Source organism: Streptomyces sp. DH37 (assembly GCF_029813835.1).
Taxonomy (GTDB): Bacteria; Actinomycetota; Actinomycetes; order Streptomycetales; family Streptomycetaceae; genus Streptomyces.
In genome coordinates, this window is record NZ_JARVKV010000007.1 from 46,676 (window position 1) to 62,240 (window position 15,565).

General features: G+C 73.5%; 20 protein-coding genes and 1 rRNA gene. 9 read left to right on the forward strand and 12 right to left on the reverse strand.

Annotated features, from left to right (window positions below; all coding sequences use genetic code 11):
* Positions 1-3: 3 nt before the first annotated feature.
* Entirely contained in the window at positions 4-984 is a 981-nt protein-coding gene (locus QC029_RS06075; RefSeq protein ID WP_279554363.1) for a BsuBI/PstI family type II restriction endonuclease, read from the forward strand.
* 62 nt (positions 985-1,046) lie between these two features.
* On the opposite strand, the gene rrf is transcribed toward QC029_RS06075, so the two are convergent.
* Positions 1,047-1,163, reverse strand: a 5S ribosomal RNA gene (gene rrf, locus QC029_RS06080).
* 701 nt (positions 1,164-1,864) lie between these two features.
* Between rrf and QC029_RS06085 the strand changes: the two genes are divergently transcribed.
* Positions 1,865-2,080, forward strand: coding sequence for a cold shock domain-containing protein (locus QC029_RS06085; protein WP_279554364.1), 216 nt, complete (start codon positions 1,865-1,867; stop codon positions 2,078-2,080).
* Positions 2,081-2,243: 163 nt separating this feature from the next.
* Here QC029_RS06085 and QC029_RS06090 read toward each other — a convergent pair whose 3' ends face one another.
* Together QC029_RS06090 and QC029_RS06095 are read right to left on the reverse strand one after the other, a co-directional pair.
* Positions 2,244-2,525, reverse strand: a complete 282-nt coding sequence (locus QC029_RS06090; RefSeq protein ID WP_279554365.1) for a hypothetical protein — start codon at positions 2,523-2,525, stop codon at positions 2,244-2,246.
* A 132-nt stretch (positions 2,526-2,657) separates the two neighbouring features.
* Entirely contained in the window at positions 2,658-4,175 is a 1,518-nt protein-coding gene (locus QC029_RS06095) for an alpha/beta fold hydrolase (protein WP_279554366.1), read from the reverse strand.
* Positions 4,176-4,270: 95 nt separating this feature from the next.
* On the opposite strand from QC029_RS06095, the gene QC029_RS06100 reads away from it, so the two are divergent.
* The 3 genes from QC029_RS06100 (at position 4,271) to QC029_RS06110 (ending at position 6,388) form a co-directional block, all read left to right on the forward strand.
* On the forward strand, positions 4,271-5,203 hold the full coding sequence (locus tag QC029_RS06100) for a MerR family transcriptional regulator (RefSeq protein ID WP_279554367.1): 933 nt from the start codon (positions 4,271-4,273) through the stop codon (positions 5,201-5,203).
* 92 nt (positions 5,204-5,295) lie between these two features.
* A complete protein-coding gene (locus QC029_RS06105; RefSeq protein WP_279554368.1) occupies positions 5,296-5,706 on the forward strand; it encodes a Rid family hydrolase in 411 nt (136 codons plus the stop codon).
* Positions 5,707-5,836: 130 nt separating this feature from the next.
* The gene (locus QC029_RS06110; protein WP_279554369.1) at positions 5,837-6,388 is read left to right on the forward strand and encodes a TerB family tellurite resistance protein; all 552 of its coding nucleotides are present in this window, start codon (positions 5,837-5,839) and stop codon (positions 6,386-6,388) included.
* Positions 6,389-6,511: 123 nt separating this feature from the next.
* On the opposite strand, the gene QC029_RS06115 is transcribed toward QC029_RS06110, so the two are convergent.
* The 8 genes from QC029_RS06115 to QC029_RS06150 all read right to left on the reverse strand — a co-directional run bounded on the left by QC029_RS06115 (position 6,512) and on the right by QC029_RS06150 (position 12,299).
* Positions 6,512-6,919 (reverse strand): hypothetical protein, encoded by a 408-nt coding sequence (locus QC029_RS06115; RefSeq protein WP_279554370.1) that lies wholly within the window; start codon positions 6,917-6,919, stop codon positions 6,512-6,514.
* A gap of 174 nt (positions 6,920-7,093) precedes the next feature.
* Positions 7,094-7,939: a GvpL/GvpF family gas vesicle protein gene (locus QC029_RS06120; RefSeq protein ID WP_279554371.1), complete on the reverse strand. Its 846-nt coding sequence runs from the start codon at positions 7,937-7,939 to the stop codon at positions 7,094-7,096.
* Complete coding sequence (locus QC029_RS06125; protein ID WP_279554372.1) at positions 7,936-8,250, reverse strand: gas vesicle protein K; 315 nt, start codon at positions 8,248-8,250, stop codon at positions 7,936-7,938. The genes QC029_RS06120 and QC029_RS06125 overlap by 4 nt, the downstream gene beginning before the upstream one ends.
* A 48-nt stretch (positions 8,251-8,298) precedes the next feature.
* Positions 8,299-9,222, reverse strand: coding sequence for a gas vesicle protein (locus QC029_RS06130; RefSeq protein WP_279554373.1), 924 nt, complete (start codon positions 9,220-9,222; stop codon positions 8,299-8,301).
* A 10-nt stretch (positions 9,223-9,232) separates the two neighbouring features.
* Positions 9,233-9,838, reverse strand: coding sequence for a gas vesicle protein (locus QC029_RS06135; RefSeq protein ID WP_279554374.1), 606 nt, complete (start codon positions 9,836-9,838; stop codon positions 9,233-9,235).
* Between the two features lie 89 nt (positions 9,839-9,927).
* Entirely contained in the window at positions 9,928-10,503 is a 576-nt protein-coding gene (locus QC029_RS06140) for a hypothetical protein (protein WP_279554375.1), read from the reverse strand.
* Entirely contained in the window at positions 10,500-10,910 is a 411-nt protein-coding gene (locus QC029_RS06145; RefSeq protein ID WP_279554376.1) for a DUF6415 family natural product biosynthesis protein, read from the reverse strand. Before QC029_RS06145 ends, QC029_RS06140 begins: the two co-directional genes overlap by 4 nt.
* A gap of 204 nt (positions 10,911-11,114) precedes the next feature.
* A complete protein-coding gene (locus tag QC029_RS06150) occupies positions 11,115-12,299 on the reverse strand; it encodes a helix-turn-helix transcriptional regulator (protein ID WP_279554377.1) in 1,185 nt (394 codons plus the stop codon).
* Positions 12,300-12,397: 98 nt separating this feature from the next.
* Between QC029_RS06150 and QC029_RS06155 the strand changes: the two genes are divergently transcribed.
* Together QC029_RS06155 and QC029_RS06160 are read left to right on the forward strand one after the other, a co-directional pair.
* Positions 12,398-12,961 carry a flavoprotein gene (locus QC029_RS06155; RefSeq protein WP_279554378.1) on the forward strand — a complete coding sequence of 188 codons (564 nt, stop codon included), beginning with the start codon at positions 12,398-12,400 and terminating at the stop codon, positions 12,959-12,961.
* A gap of 123 nt (positions 12,962-13,084) precedes the next feature.
* On the forward strand, positions 13,085-13,714 hold the full coding sequence (locus QC029_RS06160; protein WP_279554379.1) for a hypothetical protein: 630 nt from the start codon (positions 13,085-13,087) through the stop codon (positions 13,712-13,714).
* A 118-nt stretch (positions 13,715-13,832) separates the two neighbouring features.
* Here QC029_RS06160 and QC029_RS06165 read toward each other — a convergent pair whose 3' ends face one another.
* Positions 13,833-14,276 carry an anti-sigma regulatory factor gene (locus tag QC029_RS06165; RefSeq protein WP_279554380.1) on the reverse strand — a complete coding sequence of 148 codons (444 nt, stop codon included), beginning with the start codon at positions 14,274-14,276 and terminating at the stop codon, positions 13,833-13,835.
* A 169-nt stretch (positions 14,277-14,445) separates the two neighbouring features.
* Here QC029_RS06165 and QC029_RS06170 point away from each other — a divergent pair, with 169 nt between their 5' ends.
* Both QC029_RS06170 and QC029_RS06175 read left to right on the forward strand, forming a co-directional pair.
* Positions 14,446-15,285 carry a helix-turn-helix transcriptional regulator gene (locus QC029_RS06170; RefSeq protein WP_279554381.1) on the forward strand — a complete coding sequence of 280 codons (840 nt, stop codon included), beginning with the start codon at positions 14,446-14,448 and terminating at the stop codon, positions 15,283-15,285.
* Between the two features lie 3 nt (positions 15,286-15,288).
* Positions 15,289-15,525, forward strand: a complete 237-nt coding sequence (locus tag QC029_RS06175) for a DUF397 domain-containing protein (protein WP_279554382.1) — start codon at positions 15,289-15,291, stop codon at positions 15,523-15,525.
* Positions 15,526-15,565 lie beyond the last annotated feature (40 nt).

Here is a 15,565-nt window from a genome sequence, read left to right on the forward strand (position 1 = left end):
TAGGTGAGCGAGCAGACTGCATTAGACGTTTCCGGCAGCGACTTGCGCGAAACTCGGATAGCTGAGGCGCGACACATTCTCAGCTTGTTGAACTTCGACGCCGAGCGTTCCAACGAACGGTCCGCCCTCGTGTTGCTTGCTCTATTGGAGTTGAGGCCCGAGGCTGAGTGGAACGCAGCTGAGCGGCCCATGTTGCGCACAGTACAAATCATGCAGTGGCTTCGCGATGTGTACGGCAAAGACTATAAGCCGAACACTCGGGAGACGATTCGTCGGTCCACATTGCATCAGTTTGTCGAGGCTGGACTTGTGGTTCAGAACCCTGACCGGCCAGACCGTCCCACGAACTCGCCCCAGTGGTGCTATCAAATAGAGCCAGTGGCCTATGGGCTCATTACGGCTTTTAAGCGGGACGACTTCAGCGAGCGACTCAAGGATTATCTTATTGAACGTCCCGGCTTGCAGTCTCTGTACGCGCGTGAGCGTGAGATGAACAGAATCCCCCTTCAACTGCCCGGTGGGAAGGAGGTAACTCTGAGCCCCGGCGGACAGAACGTCCTAATTGTCCAGGTGATCAAAGAATTTTGCGAACGATATACGCCGAACGGCGAGGTGCTGTACATCGGAGATGCGGACGACAAATGGCAAGTCTTCGAGAAGGAGGCATTTGCAGAACTCGGCGTAACGGTTGACTCCCATGGGAAGATGCCTGACGTCGTGGTCTACCTCCGGGAGAAGAGCTGGCTCGTTCTTATTGAGGCCGCGTCAAGCCACGGCCCAGTCGATCACAAGAGATACGGAGAACTCAGCAACTTGTTCCGCGGTTCGACGGCCGGCCTGGTGTTCATTTCCGCTCTGCCGTCTCGCATTGAACTACGCAAGTATCTGAAGGACATCGCATGGGAGACAGATGTGTGGTGCGCTGACAACCCTACTCATCTGATCCATTTCAATGGTGAAAGGTTCCTCGGGCCCTACAGCTGAAACACTGGCAACTTGCATGACAAGGGCCCGTCCTGGTAAAGCTCCGGACGGGCCCTTAACCGATTCGGCGACGGCCTACTCTCCCACGAGGTCCCCCTCGCAGTACCATCGGCGCTGGCAGGCTTAGCTTCCGGGTTCGGAATGTAACCGGGCGTTTCCCTGCCGCTATAGTCACCGAAAATCGCTGAGGCACGGCCGACTCTGTGGAGCTGACCCGCGCTCTTCGGGATCGATCTTACATGGAATCGGAGCTTGGCTGAGAGGCGCCTCACGCCAGCACCAGCGGGTCCGTGGGCTAGGTGTCCCTCCAGCCGGAAGGACGACGGTCCGTGAGCCTGCTGTCCGCTGCAGACGGGGACCAGTCAGCACTGGTGTTGGTGTTGTCCAGTCGAATCGATGGCACTGACACCGCGGATATTGCCATGGACACCAGTTGGCTCAGTTAGGGTCTGCTGCCCGTCTCAATCCCAAGATCGCGGTCAGGACGGCGTGAACTACCTGTGGACGGGCTGTATCCAACCAGTCGCAGAAGCAGCCTTGATCAGCAGCGTTACTCCGGATTCAAGCGGCCTCCGGAGCCGTGTGTTCGTCGGCGCGTGGGCGGAGTGATGGCGCACTGCTGACATCCATGGTTGACATCAACGGCGACGGACACAGGCGGATCGCGGCGGTGTCCTGTGGAGTGAGAGTGTCACCCATGGCATAGCAGTCCAGCAGTGGGGCGGTGACGTGATCGAACTTACAAGGCAGATGTCGGCGGTTCGAACCCGTCTGCGCCCACAGGTAGCAGGACGAGGCAGAGGCCCAGGTCAGCGGGTGGATACCCGGAGACCTGGGCCTCTGCCGTGCCCGGAGCGGTTCGTGTCGTACAGTCCCGGACATGGTGATCGCGACTGTTCGTGAGTGGCACGAGGAGGAGGGGTGGGGTGTCCTCGACTGCCCGGAGACCCCGGGGGGTTGCTGGGGCCACTTCTCGTGCATCGAGATGGACGGGTACCGCACATTGCGGGCCGGCCAGCAGGTCGACCTCGTGTGGGAGGCTCCGGGTTTCCGGCAGGACGGCTACGACTACCGAGCCCTGCGGATCATCCCCTGACCGGCAGCACATGACGTCCTTCCCGGCACCGGCGGGCGACGTCAACGCAGCCGGACGCCGACGGCGCGGACCGGGACGGTGACGGGCCCACCGGCGGGGGACCCCCGGCCCGGGCCGGGGACCCTCCCCGCGTTCGGCGTCGCGGGTGTGTGGCGGCCGAGCGTCACACGCAGCCGCACGAAGCCCCGTAGAGGACCAGGGCGACGAGGGCGAACGCGGTGACGGCCGTCGTGGCCGGACGCCCGCGCCGGCCGGGCTTCGCGGGCCGGAACACCTCCCGGGCGCCGTAGCCGGCGAGGAGCAGGAAGCAGCCGAGCGAGCCGCCGGCGACGAGGGGGCTGATCCTCCAGCCCGCCAGGAAGACGGCGATCCCCACTGCCGGCAGAAGGCAGGCGGCCATGGTGAGCGCCATCTCGGACAGCGCCTCGCCGACGCATTCGGCCACGTGCTCGCGCGTCCTCCCGGCCGCGCGTGCGACGCGTCCCCCCGCCATGTGACCGCGCCCCTCCCGTCCGGAACGAGAACCCCCGTACGGGAGGGGACGGCCGGCGGCCCGCCGGTGGTTCCCCGGGGCGGATCAGCTCCGCAGGTGGCCCAGTACGGACCGCACCGCGCGGTCCACGGCGCGGCGCGCCCGGTCGGTGCGGTCGACCGTCTCGAAGCCGTGCCGGCCGCCCGGTACGTCGATCACCTCCACGTCGGCCCCGCAGTCCTCCGCCGCGGCCAGGAACTCCTCGGCCGTCGCCGCGAGTTCGGGTAGTTCCAGCTCCACCCGGGTCAGCACCACCGGCAGCCGGCCCGCGGTGCGCAGCGCGGCCGCGGGGCGGAACCGGGCGTCGTCGACCGGCCAGCCCGGCGGGGGCGAGAGCAGGGGATAGGTGGCCGCGACGCACCGCAGCCACGGCGGGGGCTTCGCCAGCCAGTCCGCCGACAGCAGTCCGCCCCCGGAGAAGAACCACAGCGCGACCCGCTCCCCGTCGACGCGCGGATCGGCCCGCGCGAGGTCCACGGCCTCGGCGACGTCCTCGGCGGCGCGCCCGTAGTCGGCGATGTCGTGCAGCCGGTGGTCCACCGTCACCCCGACCGCCCCCAGACTCGCCGCGTACCGGGCGTAGCCGGTGAAGGCCGGCCAGTCCCGGGGCGTCGGGCGCGTGCCGGGGGGAACCGGGCCGCCGTGGACGAACACCACCGCGGGGCGGGGGCCGTCGGCGTCGGGCAGGTGGAGGTCGACCCGACCCGTCCGCTCGCGGGGCGCCTCCGGTACGTCCAGGATGAACGGCCGCAGGTGTGCGGGCCGTTCGGTCGGCACCGACAGCCGGCGTCCCTCTCCCGCGGCGGCCCGCAGCAGTACGTCGGCCAGTTCGCCGGGGCAGGAGAGCATCGGCCAGTGCCCGGTGGCGAGTTCGAAGAAGCCCACCCGCGGATCGGCGAGGGCCCGGACGCGGGGGTCGCCCAGGCGCGCCATGGCCTCGATCGAGGCGATGCCCGGGCCGTTGGCGGTGCACAGGACGCCGGTCGCGGGCAGTCCGGAGACCGCCTCGGACAGCCGGAGCGGCTGGGTGAGCGTGCCCGGCGGCTGGGGCGCGGCGAGGCGGGCCAGCCGCTCCAGCGCCTCCCCGGGCACGCCGGCGGTGCTGCCCCAGCGCTGCCATCCCTCCGGCGAGGGCGGGGGGATCAGGGGGTCGTCCCCCTCCGCCCGCCCGGCCCCCTGCGACAGCCGCTCGTGGACCGACCTGTCGGGCACGAGCCTGAGCGCCGGGTCGCCGTCCCGGGGCACCCCCGTGTCCAGGTGGACGATCCGGGCGATCCGCTCCGGGCGCCGGCCGGCGGCGCCGAGCGCCGGGTGGATGCCGTAGCAGTGGCCGACGAGCACCACCCGCGGCGCCTCCAACCCGTCGATCAGCCGCACCAGGTCCTCGATGTGCGTCTCCAGGTCCGTGGCCGGCCGGCCGCGGGAGGCGCCGCCGCGGCGGCCGTCCATGCCGGTGAGCGTCACCGGATGCGCCCGCGCCCCCGCCTCCCGCAGCCGGCCGGCCACCTCCTCCCACACCCAGCCGCCGGTGTGGGCGCCCGGTACCAGTACGAATGCCGTCATGACCATCCCCTCGCGCGCCGTGGCCGCGGGCCGCCCGTACCGGCCGCCCGCGCTCGCCGGTACGGTAGGAACTCCCCCTGAGGGAGGTTCAAGTCGTGTCCCCTGACGGCCTGTGGAGCATCGGGGAGCTCGCCGGGCACGCGGGCGTCACCGTCAAGACCGTCCGCTTCTACTCCGACCGCGGCCTGCTGCCCGAGTCCGGCCGCAGCGCCGGGGGCCACCGCCGGTACGGCCCCGAGGCGCTCGACCGGCTCCGCCTGATCCGCTCGCTGCGCACCCTCGACGTGCCGGTCGCGGAGCTGGGCAGGGTCCTCGGCCGGGAGGACGTGCGGGGGGACGTGCTGGAGGACGTCGTCGCCGCGCGGCTGCGGGAACTCGGCTCCCAACTGGCCGCCCTGCGCTGGCGGGAGGCCGCGCTCCACCTGCTGCGGGACTGCGCCGCCGAGGAGCGCGCCGACCGCCTGCGGCTGATCGGCGCCGTGTCCGTCCCGCCCAGCACGGCGGCGCTGGCGCGTTTCTGGAGGCGCTGGCTGCCGCCGCGGCTGCCGGCCCGGCTGGTCTCCGAGATCCTCGAACAGACGGTTCCGCAGCTCCCCGCCGACCCGGCCCCCGACCAGGTGCTGGCCTTCGCCCGGCTGCACGCCCTCGTCTCCGGTTCCTGTCCCGGCCCCGGCCCGCACGGCCAGCCCGCGGCGCACCGGCCGGGGGAGGGCTACCGTCCGGCCGTGCTCTACGGAGGGCTCGGGGAGGCCTACGCGCTGGCGGCGGAGCGGATGCGGGAGGGGCGGCCACCGCACCGGGGCGAGGCGCTCGACTGCTTCGTCTCCGCCTACGCCCGCTCGCGCGGTGCGCGCGACACCCCCGCCTTCCGCCGCGGGCTCAGCCGTCAGCTGGCCGCGGATCCGCGCATCGACCGCTACTGGGACCTCACCGCGGAGCTGATCAGCCCGCCGTCCGGCCCGCCGGAGCCGACCCCCGGTTCCGCCCACGACTGGCTGCTCGCCGCCTTGGGCGACGGGGCCGCCTGAGGCGGGCCCCGCCCGGTCCCGCCGGGGCGCGGACAGGGGGGTTCTGGGAGGATGGCGACTCACGCCCGCAGACCCGACCGGGAGGAACCGCCGTGCCCCGTGCCGTCACCCTCATCCGCTCCAACTCCCTGTCCGACGTCGCCGAGTACGCGTACGCGGCCACCGCGCCCGCCGACGCGCGGCTGGTCTTCCTCGCCGGGGCCTGCCCCCTGAACGAGGACGGATCCACGGCGGCGAAGGGCGACTACGCCGGGCAGGCGGCGAAGGCGGTGGAGAACATGCGGACCGCGCTCGCCGACGCGGGCGCCTCGGTCGAGGACGTCATCAGCACGCGGGTCCTCGTGGCGTCGAGCCGTCAGGAGGACCTGGTGACCGCCTGGGAGGTGGTCCGGGACGCCTTCGGGGACCACGACGTCCCCAGCACCCTGATGGGGGTCACGGTGCTCGGCTACGACGACCAGCTCGTGGAGATCGAGGCCGTGGCCGCGGTGCTCGACTCCTGACCGGCCGGTCCCGGTGCCGCGATCCGGCCGCCCGCGGAACCCGGACACGCCCGGACACGTTGTGATGTCGGACAGTGAAGACGCGGCGGCCCGGGCGAGACGGGCGGCGCCCGAAGCAGAGGTGGCACCGGTGGCGATGTGGGACCGACTCAAGGACCAGGCCAAGAACCTTCAGCAGTCCCGGGGCGCGCAGGGCGCGGGAGGGCCCGGCCAGGGCCGTCGCCCGGGGGCCGGCGGGGGGTCGAAGGCCCAGCTGGTGAGCATGCTGAAGTCCCAGCTGACCTCGGCGAAGGCGGAGTTGAAGAGCGGCGCGTACCGGGACGCGAGCATGGCGATGTGCGCGCTGGTGGCCGCCGCTGACGGGCATGTGGACCCGTCCGAGCGGCAGCAGATGGAGTCGATGATCGTCGGCAACGACGTCCTGCAGAACTTCCCGCCGGACCAGCTGCGCCAGCGGTTCAACCGGCACGTGGACCAGCTCGCGGCCAACTTCCAGGCGGGCAAGGCGGAGGCCCTGCAGGAGATCGCCAAGGCCGCCAAGAAGCCGGCGGAGGCCAGGGCCGTCGTCCAGACCGGCATCGTCATGGCCGGCGCCGACGGCCACATCGAGCAGGCCGAGCAGCAGGTCATCCGGGAGGCCTGCGCCGCGCTGGGCGTCTCCCCGGCGGAGTTCGGCCTCTGAGGACCAGCTCACGGCCGGGACGGCACGGCCGTTCCCGGTTCGGAGCGCCGTACCGGGCCCGCCGGCGGGACGCGCCGGCGGACCCGGCACCCGGTTCACCGGACGGAGTCCGGCGCCCGGCGATCAGCCTCGTCCGGGCCGCGCGGGCCCGGACCGCGCCCGCATGACCCACAGGTACCCGGCCAGACCGAGTGAGCCGCGCACCACGGCGTCGGCCCACACGGGCACGATGCCGCTCCGGACGTCCCACCCCAGGCTCCGCAGGAGGAACCAGCTCAGCACGCCCGCCACCGCCACCGCGCTCCCGTACCCGACCGCTGCCGTGCGGCCCCTGCCCAGCCGGGTCCCCAGCAGCCCGGCCGGGATCTGCACCAGCACGTGGAAGCCCGCGCACGCGAGCGGCACGGCGAAGAGGAGGAGGAAGGGGCCGTCCGCGGTGGGATCATCCGGCGGCGTCGCGTGGCCGGCGTCCAGCATCCACACCGGCGGCACCAGGAACGTGAGCAGGAGTACGGCTCCGCTCAGGTGCATGGCGCCCAGGTGCCGCGGCACGGCACGCGGGGACCCGGCGCTTCGCCCCCCGGCCGCCGGGCCGGCGGCTCCCTCGCCCATGTCCCCTCCCCGGCCGTGCGCGACCGCGGGACATGGTAGCCGGGCGGCCGTCCCGCCCTCGCGGGGCGTGGCGCCTCCCGCGCCCAGGAGCCGTCACGACCCGCCAGGCAGGCCCTGACCGCCGTACGCCTGCGCCGGTGCGGGATCGCGGGGGCCCTCGGGGAGGTCGGCGAAGGTGTACGGCGGCCAGGGCCCGAGGAAGCGGATGCGGGCGGCGGGCCGCTCCTCCCGGACGGCCGCCAGCACCGCGCCCACCGCCTCGATGTCCCGGGTGGGCACCAGCAGGGCCGCCGAGAGGACGTCCACCTCGCCCGGGTCGCGCACGGTCCGCGACCGCTCCCGCAGGTCCTCGGTCACGGCCAGCAGCCTGCGGCGCACGTCCGCGTGGAGGACGTCGGCCAGGCGCTCGGAGGACTCCCGGCGGATCTGCTCCAACTGCTTGGCCAGCAGGCGGCGCAGTCCCGGGGAGCGGTTCTCCATCTCCGCCTCCAGCGCGCGGGCGCGCTCGTCGTCCCGCGCGCCGGCCGTGCGGTCCACCGTGATCTCCACCCGCAGCTCCGCCCGTCCGGCCAGGGCCTCCAGCCGGGAGCGGAGCCCGGCGGCGCGGGAGGCGATCCAGTCGCGCAGGCGGTCCTCGGCGTCGCGGGGGTCCCCGGGGGAGGTGTCGGGCGCGACCAGGACGTTGAAGGTCATCGGCAGGAGCGCGCCGGTGCGCTCCCACACCTCCACCACCGCCCGGTCCTGTTCGGCCACCCAGCGCCGCACGTCCTCGTCCGGGCCCTGGTAGGGGACCGGGTCCGCGTCGTGCACCAGGGCGGCCAGACCCGTGCCCGGCGCGGTCAGCAGGCGCAGGGGGCGCCCGTCGACGCCGGTGACGCCGTCGGCGGCGCCCGGCCGGTCGGGCACCACCGCGTACACGTACAGGGCCCGTTCCGTCACCGCCGCGCCTCCTCGGCCCAGCGGCCGGGGTTGACCAGCTTGTCCACGACGTCGTCCACGACCTCGTCCAGGCCCCGGTGCAGGTCCGCGACGGAGTCGGTGATGCCGTGGTCCGACTTGATCTCCTCGATCGCCTCGTCCAGCTCCAGCAGGGCGTCGCCCAGGCGCTCGAGCTCCTCCTCGGTCAGGTCGCCGCCGTTCATCCGGCGCAGCGCCTGCCGCTCCAGGGCCTCCTGGATCACCTCGACCAGGGTGACGACCAGGGACAGCACCCCCTGCTTGAGGCTCTTCTCGTCGACTGTGATGGCCATGTCCTTCTCCTCCCACCTGCTGCATTCCGGGATCGCCGTCCGCGCGCGTCACGCCGAGGGCAGGGGCGGCGCGCCGAGCAGCGAGCCCAGGGACTCGGCCCAGCGCCGCGGTTCGTCGGCCGCGAGCGTCACCGTCCCCTGCGAGGCCGTCTCCACGGCGACCACGGTTCCCCCGCCGGCCGGCGCGCGCGCCGGCACGGTCCGGACCGCGGCGATGTCGTCGGCGGGCAGGACCAGGGCGGGACGGGCGTCCAACGGCGACTTCCACACCAGCCCGTCCGCGGTGAGCCGGCCCTGACCGCCGCGCCACAGGGGGCCGCCCCGGCGTGGTTCGTGGTACCAGAGGTGGCCCTCGAAGACCGCCCGGCCGCCGTCGTCCCCCTCCACCGCCGGGTGGGAGGGAGACGTCTCCAGCGGCCCCGGGCACGTACTCGCCAGCAGGGCGCGCAGCTTCTCCGGCTCGGCGGAGGACAGCAGCGCCTCCTCGCCGCCGTCGAGGACGACGCGCAGTCTGGTGCGCAGTTCACCCCCGACGGTCCGCTCGGTCTCCGGCCGCACCGCGCGCACCGCGGCCAGCTCCGTCTCCCACAGCACCTCGCGCGGCTCACGGCGCTGTACGACGAGCCGCCGGTCGGTGAGGTGGACGGTGCCCGGGCGCCAGGTGGTCTGGAAGCCGTCCTCCAGCAGATGGCCGCCGTGCATGTGGGCCACGTGCCGCTCCCCGGCGCGCAGTTCCAGGTCGCGCCGCGCGGTGGAGCGCTCGACCCAGGCGCGGGTGTCCTCGTCCCACTGGCGCATCATGCCGTACTTCAGCATGGTCTCCATGCCCGCGATCGCGGCGCGCAGACTGACGCCGACCAGCGGGATGTCGGCCACCGAGACGATCAGGTCCAGGTGCAGGACGGCGCCCTTGTTCAGCAGCACCTCGACCAGGTCGTCCAGCGTCACCCGCGGGTCCCTGGTGGGCCTCATGGGCGGACGCTCAGCCGTCACGGCCGTCGTCCTCCTCGGCGCGCCCGGTTCCCCCGGCGCCGGCGGGCTCGTGCTCGCGCGGGCGCTCGCGGGCGTCCGCCGACTCGGACCGCCGCGCGGAACCGTCCCCGGCGCCGCCGGACTCCGGCAGGGCGCGCGGGGCGGCGCCGCTCTCCGCCAGCCGTGCCCGGGCGCTGCGCCACCCGCACCAGGGGCACATGTCCTCCAGCAACTGGTGCACCGGCGAACGCTTTCCGCACTCCGGGCAGGAATCCCTCTCCTCGCGGGCCTCGCGCCAGGCGGCCGTCTCCACGTCGGTGCCGGAGGGGAACTCCAGCCCGTACCGCGCGGCGGTCTCGAAGGAGGCCAGTGCCGCCCGCAGCCGGATGCCGAGGAGTTCGACACCGGCAACGGACACCATGATGTCCGCGTTGAGCACCAGCCCCTTGTCGAGGAGGGTCTCCACCACGTGGGCGAGGCTGCCCTCGCTGTCCCGCCGCGGCTCCAGCGGCTGGGGTGTCAGCGTCCGCGCCCGCGGCGCCACGGGTGCGCGTGGCGGCGCGGGCCGGGTCGCGTCGGCCTCGGCCGGAACGCCTCTCTCCTGGTAATCGCTCACTCCGTACGCCTATCCGGGTCACCGGCTCCCATGCGTCATCGGCGCGGCCGGGGAGCCGGTTCAGCGGGGCGTACGGGCCAGGATCCCGCTCACCTCGGGGTTTTCGCGGCCTCGGTTCCGGCGGCTTCGGCGGCTTCGGCGGGGTGGGCGGCTGTTCCGGCGGCTTCGGCGGCGGCACGGGCGGCCGCGGCGGCACGGGCCCCGGCGTAGGCGTCCCGCAGGTCCGGCCCCCACGTCAGCGCCCGGTCCGTCGGGGCGACGATCCAGCCGCGGTTGCCGACCCGGTGCGGCTCGACGGCGTCCGGGTGCGGCAGCAGCACCAGCGTGCCGCGCCCCAGCACGGACATGCCGGTGACCTCCCAGCCGTCCGCCGAGCCGGGGGCGACGACGAAGTCCGCGCCGAGGGGGGTGGAGAGCACGGGGCCGAGCGGGGCCCGCGCCGCCCGCAGCCCGCGGACCGTCTCCCGGGCGAGGGGCAGCGGGATGCGGACGACGTCCCAGGCGATCCCGGCGGGGACCTCGCCCAGCGCGCCGTGGTCCCAGGCGGCCAGCACGGCGGGCACGCGGCCGGTGGCGTCCAGCCAGCCGGTCGGCGGGCGGCCGTCGACGGCCGGCGGCGCGGAGGCCGTACGGCCGTCCGGGGCGGAGTGGGGGGTGATGGTCACGGTGTCGCCTTCCTGTTCCACTCGGGGGTCTGCCGCAGCAGCCAACGGCAGTCGTGCGCGAGGGACCTGACCTGCTGCCGGGCGGACGGCAGCCCGTCCCCCAGCCCCCGTCCGACCTGGTTGGTGATCCAGTCCAGCCGGGCGCGGTAGCGCAGCCACTCGGCGGTGCTCGGGCGCAGGACGGCGGCGCGTGCCCGCGCGATCGGCAGCAGTAACCGGATGTGGCCGCGCAACAGGGCGTCCAGCTCGACCAGTTCCTCGCGGCTCGGCGGCGCGCTGCCGTGGGCCAGGGCCAGGGCGATGGCGTGCTGGACGGCGGCCGCGTCCACCAGCCCGGCCGCGTCCGCCGGGCCGATCGTCGGGTCGGTCTCCTCCAGGCCGGCCGCGCCGAGCGGGTCACCGGTCACGGGCGGGGCTGCGGGTGGTGTGGCGTCGGGTGTCGTCTGCACGAGAGCCCCCGGGCTTCGTCATGGTCGCTTACGGACACAGCGTGGCCCCGGGACCACCCCTCAACTGTCACTCTTCGGTGACAGGTGACACATGACAGGTGCCGGGTGACACCTCACCCGGCATACGCGCCCCACCCCCTCGCCGCCCCCCTTCCCGGGCCCTCACACCCCGATCCACGCGGCCATCCGCGTCAGCGTGTCCGGCGACCTGCGCCGCAGGTTCAACAGACCCCGCACCGTCTCCCGCACCCGGGGGTGGAAGCGGGTCTGCTGGGGCGCCAGTTCGCGGGCCTTCGCCAGCGAGGCGAGCGCCGCCTCGATCCGGCCGGTCTCCATCTCCGCGCGGGCCCGGTCCACCAGCAGGGCGGCCCGCCGCGACGCCGCCCAGCCGCGCGGCGGGCGGACGGCGCGCGCCGCGCTCAGCGCCTCGTCGTACTGGCGCAGTTCCAGCCGGGCGAACACCTCGTGCGCCCCGACGTTCGCGGGGCCGAAGGACAGCCAGTGCACCGTCCCCACCTCGCCCGTGCGCCGGGCGATCTCCCCGGCCCGCGCGAGGTGGGACTCCACCGCCGCCCCGTCGCCCGCGCGGGCCGCGATCACCGCCGCGCCCAGGTGGAGCTGCCCGGCCACCGCGAGGCTCTCCGTGCTCTCCCCGGCCTGGCGCAGCAGTTCGTGCCCGGCGGCCACCATGCGCAGGCCGATGCGGTGCTCGGCGTCCCGGCTGCGGTAGGACAGGGCCCGCTTGTACTGGCGGATCGCGCCGAGCACCGGGTCGCCGGCGTGCTCGGCGGCCCAGCCCATCCGGTCGAGCGCCACGACGGCCAGGTCGTAGCGGCCCAGCTTCGTCGTCACGTCGTGCGCGCTGCGGTACGCCGACGCCAGGGCCCGCCACACCTCGGTGCCCGGGCGCTCGCGGCAGGAGACGGTCAGGTCCGTCAGGAGGCCCGGCAGTTCCGCGGCCGCCTGGTACAGCCGCGCCCCCCGCACGTCGCGGCACAGCGCGTCGGCCGCCGTGACCAGTTCGGGCACCGGGGCGGTGGGGACGTGGGGGTCGGTCGGCAGGTCGTACAGGTCGAGCGCCTCGCGGATGGGCCGGACCAGGCCGCCGACGCGGTCGGGCCGGGGCGAGTGCGCGGGCTGCCCGGTCAGGGTGGCGACGTCGGTGCGCAGGGCCCTGGCGACGGCGGCCACGAACTGCGGGGAGGCGCTCTTGTGGCCGCTCTCGACATGGCGCAGGAGGCTGTAGGAGTAGGGGATGCGCTGGGCGAGCCCCTGCTGCGTGAGACCGGCGCGCTTCCGCTGAGCGGCGATCCGGTTACCGATGTGCTCGTCGTCGGGTGCGGGCATACCGGGTCCCTCCGTTCCTCGCGGCATCTGAACGGTACCCGCGACCCGCCGTCCGTCCCAGCGAGTTCGCACTGATCGGGTGTGGTGAACTGCGAAGCATGAGGAACCGAGTCATGTACCTCTTCGGTTGCGCCTCCCCGCCCGTCGTATACGTCGACCGCGCGATCCGCGACGCGCAGGCGCGGGGGTGGGACGTGTGCCTGGGGTTGACGCCGAGCGCGCGGGAGTGGCTGGAGGACCGGCTGCCGGAGCTGGAGGAGCTGACCGGTCACCCGGTGCGCAGCGCCTACCGGTCCTACGGCCAGCCGGAGACGTGGCCCAGGACGGACGTCGTGGTGGTGGCGCCGGCGACCCTGCACACGGTCAACTCCTGTGCGCTGGGGATCACTTCGACGTTCGTCGTGGGCTTCGCGGCGGAGGCGATGGGCAAGCGCATCCCGCTGGTGGTGATGCCGTGCCTGAACTCCACCTACGCCCGGCACCCGCAGTTCGAGCGCTCGGTGGAGACCCTGCGCGGGGAGGGCGTGCGGGTGCTGTACGGCCCCGGCGGCTTCGTGCCGAACCCGCCGGGGCAGGGCCGGCCGGAGGAGTACCCGTGGCACCTGGCGCTGGACGCCGCGCGGGAGGCGGTGGAGCGGGGCCGGCCGGGCGGGCGGGACTGACCGGGCGGCCGGACCGCCGCCGGGGCCGGGCGGACCGATGACGCCGGACACGGGAGGCCGGGGCCGGGGACGGGTCCTCCCTCCGGCGCGGACGGCAGGGGAAGGGGAGGAAGGGGCCCGGGAGTGCTGGAGCGGCTCGACCGGGCCGCGGAGCACATCGGGCGGAACCCCGACCAGCCGACCGACACGGCCGGACTGGCGCGGATCGCCCTCAGGCCGGAGCACCGCCTCCGGCGGCTGGCCCCCGCGCCGGCCGGCATGGGGCTGTCGGGGGAGCGGACGCCGCTCGACGTCGCGGTGCGCTGCGGCTGCGGCTACGGCTGCGATTACGACCACGGCCCGGGTGAGGCGTTCGCCCGCGCGTTCCGCGCCGCGCGCGGCGTCGGGCCCGGTGAGGCCGGGCGGACGGGCGCGGCCCCGCACCCCCAGCCGCCGATGTCCTTCCGGCTCGCCGTTCAAGGGGGCGTCGGCATGCGGTACCGGGTGGTGGAGGAGGGGGAGTTCGGCGTGGTCGGGCGCAGGGCGCGCGTCCCCCCGGTGCACGAGGGCCCGGACCCGGCGATCGTCGGGTCCGGGCGGAGCGCCGACCGGGAGACGGCGGCGCTCCGGCACCCGTGGCGGGACGTGTTCACCCGGTGGTTCCCGTCCAGCCCGTACCGCGGCCTGAGGGTCCCCTCTCCGGCACGAGTTCCGGCACGGGCTCCGGCACGAATTCCGGGAAGGTGCGCCGGCGCCGTGCGCGACGCCGGGTGAACGGGAGGGCCCGAGCCGCCCCCACGCGGCTCGGACCCGGTCCCTGTTCTTCGGCCCGGGTTCCATCCCCTCGCCGGGACGGAACCCGGGCCGTTGCGGTCATCCGGCACCGGACGGCTCAGGGCCGGATGACGGCCCACACGATGTGGCCCAGTCCGAGTCCTGCGGACTCCACCCCCCAGGCCTGTGTGAGCGATTCGATCAGCTGGAGTCCGCGGCCGCGCTCCTCGTCGGCCCCGGGGAAGCACAGGACCGGGGTGCTGGCGTAGCTGCCCTGGTCGCGCACCTCGATGCGTATCTGGTCGTCGGCGACGTACAGCAGGCAGCCGATCCGGTCGCTGTCCGTGTGCAGTACGGCGTTGGTGAACAGTTCGGAGACCACCAGCCGTGCCGTGTGGCAGGCCTCCGGAGCGAGGCCCCACTGGCGCAGGCGCTCGAAGGCCCGGTTGCGGGCGTCGGCCACGGAGACGGACTGGGCCGGGAGTTCGAAGGTCTCCTGGCGCAGGTCAGGGCACACGCCGACCGCGCTCGGGAGCGTCATCGTGCCTAGCGGGAACGCCACGGCCGTCCACCTTTCCGTCCGTCTGCCTGCGGGGCCCCTCACTATCCTCGCTGCGGTAGGCAGAAGGCAAGAGGCGTCTTGCAAATTGCAGAATATTCGAGGCAGGCTGCGTACGTCATCGACGGTGTGTCAGACTCTCTTTCCGACCAGGGGTTCAGAGGGAGGGAACGTGGCGACCGTCGGGCGGATCGTGCTGGGGCTGCGCCTCCGCGACCTGCGGGAACGCGCCGGATGCTCCCTCGAGGAGGCCGCCGCCGCGCTCAGCGTCAACGCCGCGACGGTACGGCGGATGGAGAAGGCCGAAGTCGGCCTGAAACCGCTGTTCGTGGAGAAGCTGCTGGAGACCTACGGGGTCGAACGGCCGGAGATCGACTCCTTCCTGGCGCTGGTGGAGGAGTCCCGCAAACCGGGATGGTGGCACCGGTTCCGTGACGTACTGCCCGACTGGTTCGGCCTGTACGTCAGTCTGGAGGGCTCCGCGAGCGTCATCCGCGGCTACGAACCCCACTGCGTCCCCGGCCTGCTCCAGACCGAGGACTACGCCCGCGCCCTGCTGCGCACCGGCTTCCCCTGCGCGCCCGACGAGGAACTCGAGCGCCGGGTCGCGCTGCGCATGGGCCGGCAGCCGCTCCTCGCCGGGACCGGCGCCCCGCACCTGTGGGTCGTGATGGACGAAACGGTCCTGCGCAGGCCCGTCGGGGGTCCGGAGGTCATGCGGGCGCAGATCGACAGGCTCCTGGAGGCGATCGAGCTGCCGAACGTCACCCTCCAGGTCCTGACGTTCGACGCGGGCCCGCACCCGGGCATGTTCGGGCCCTTCCAGTTGTTCCGGTTCGACATACCGGAACTGCCGGACATCGTCTACACCGAGAGCCTCACCGGCGCCGTCTATCTGGACGAGCGCCCCGACACGGCCGCCTACCTGGAGGTGTTGGACCGCATGGGTGCGCAGGCCGTATCAGTACGACACACCGAGGAGTTCCTCGGTGACATTCGCAAGGAGTTCTGACCGATGGGTCACATTTACAACGGGATGCCGGCCAGGGAGCTCGGGACCGAGGGCTGGCACAAGCCGTGGAGCGGCACCAACGGCGGCAACTGCGTGGAAGCGATGAAGCTCGGCGACGGCCGGGTGGCCCTGCGGCAGTCCAGCGACCCCGACGGTCCTGCCCTGATCTACACCTACCAGGAGATCGAGTCCTTCATCCGGGGCGCCAAGCTCGGGGAAGCCGACTTCCTGCTCGCCTGAACCAGCCCCTCCTCGACCGCGACCACCCCCCACGGGAGAC

Excerpts from the sequence above, each read along its gene's own strand:
- QC029_RS06085 (WP_279554364.1), top strand. The coding sequence starts at position 1,865 with ATGGTGATCGCGACTGTTCGTGAGTGGCACGAGGAGGAGGGGTGGGGT.
- QC029_RS06095 (WP_279554366.1), bottom strand. The coding sequence starts at position 4,175 with ATGACGGCATTCGTACTGGTACCGGGCGCCCACACCGGCGGCTGGGTG.
- QC029_RS06115 (WP_279554370.1), bottom strand. The coding sequence starts at position 6,919 with ATGCACCTGAGCGGAGCCGTACTCCTGCTCACGTTCCTGGTGCCGCCG.
- QC029_RS06125 (WP_279554372.1), bottom strand. The coding sequence starts at position 8,250 with ATGGCCATCACAGTCGACGAGAAGAGCCTCAAGCAGGGGGTGCTGTCC.
- QC029_RS06130 (WP_279554373.1), bottom strand. The coding sequence starts at position 9,222 with ATGAGGCCCACCAGGGACCCGCGGGTGACGCTGGACGACCTGGTCGAG.
- QC029_RS06150 (WP_279554377.1), bottom strand. The coding sequence starts at position 12,299 with ATGCCCGCACCCGACGACGAGCACATCGGTAACCGGATCGCCGCTCAG.
- QC029_RS06155 (WP_279554378.1), top strand. The coding sequence starts at position 12,398 with ATGAGGAACCGAGTCATGTACCTCTTCGGTTGCGCCTCCCCGCCCGTC.
- QC029_RS06175 (WP_279554382.1), top strand. The coding sequence starts at position 15,289 with ATGGGTCACATTTACAACGGGATGCCGGCCAGGGAGCTCGGGACCGAG.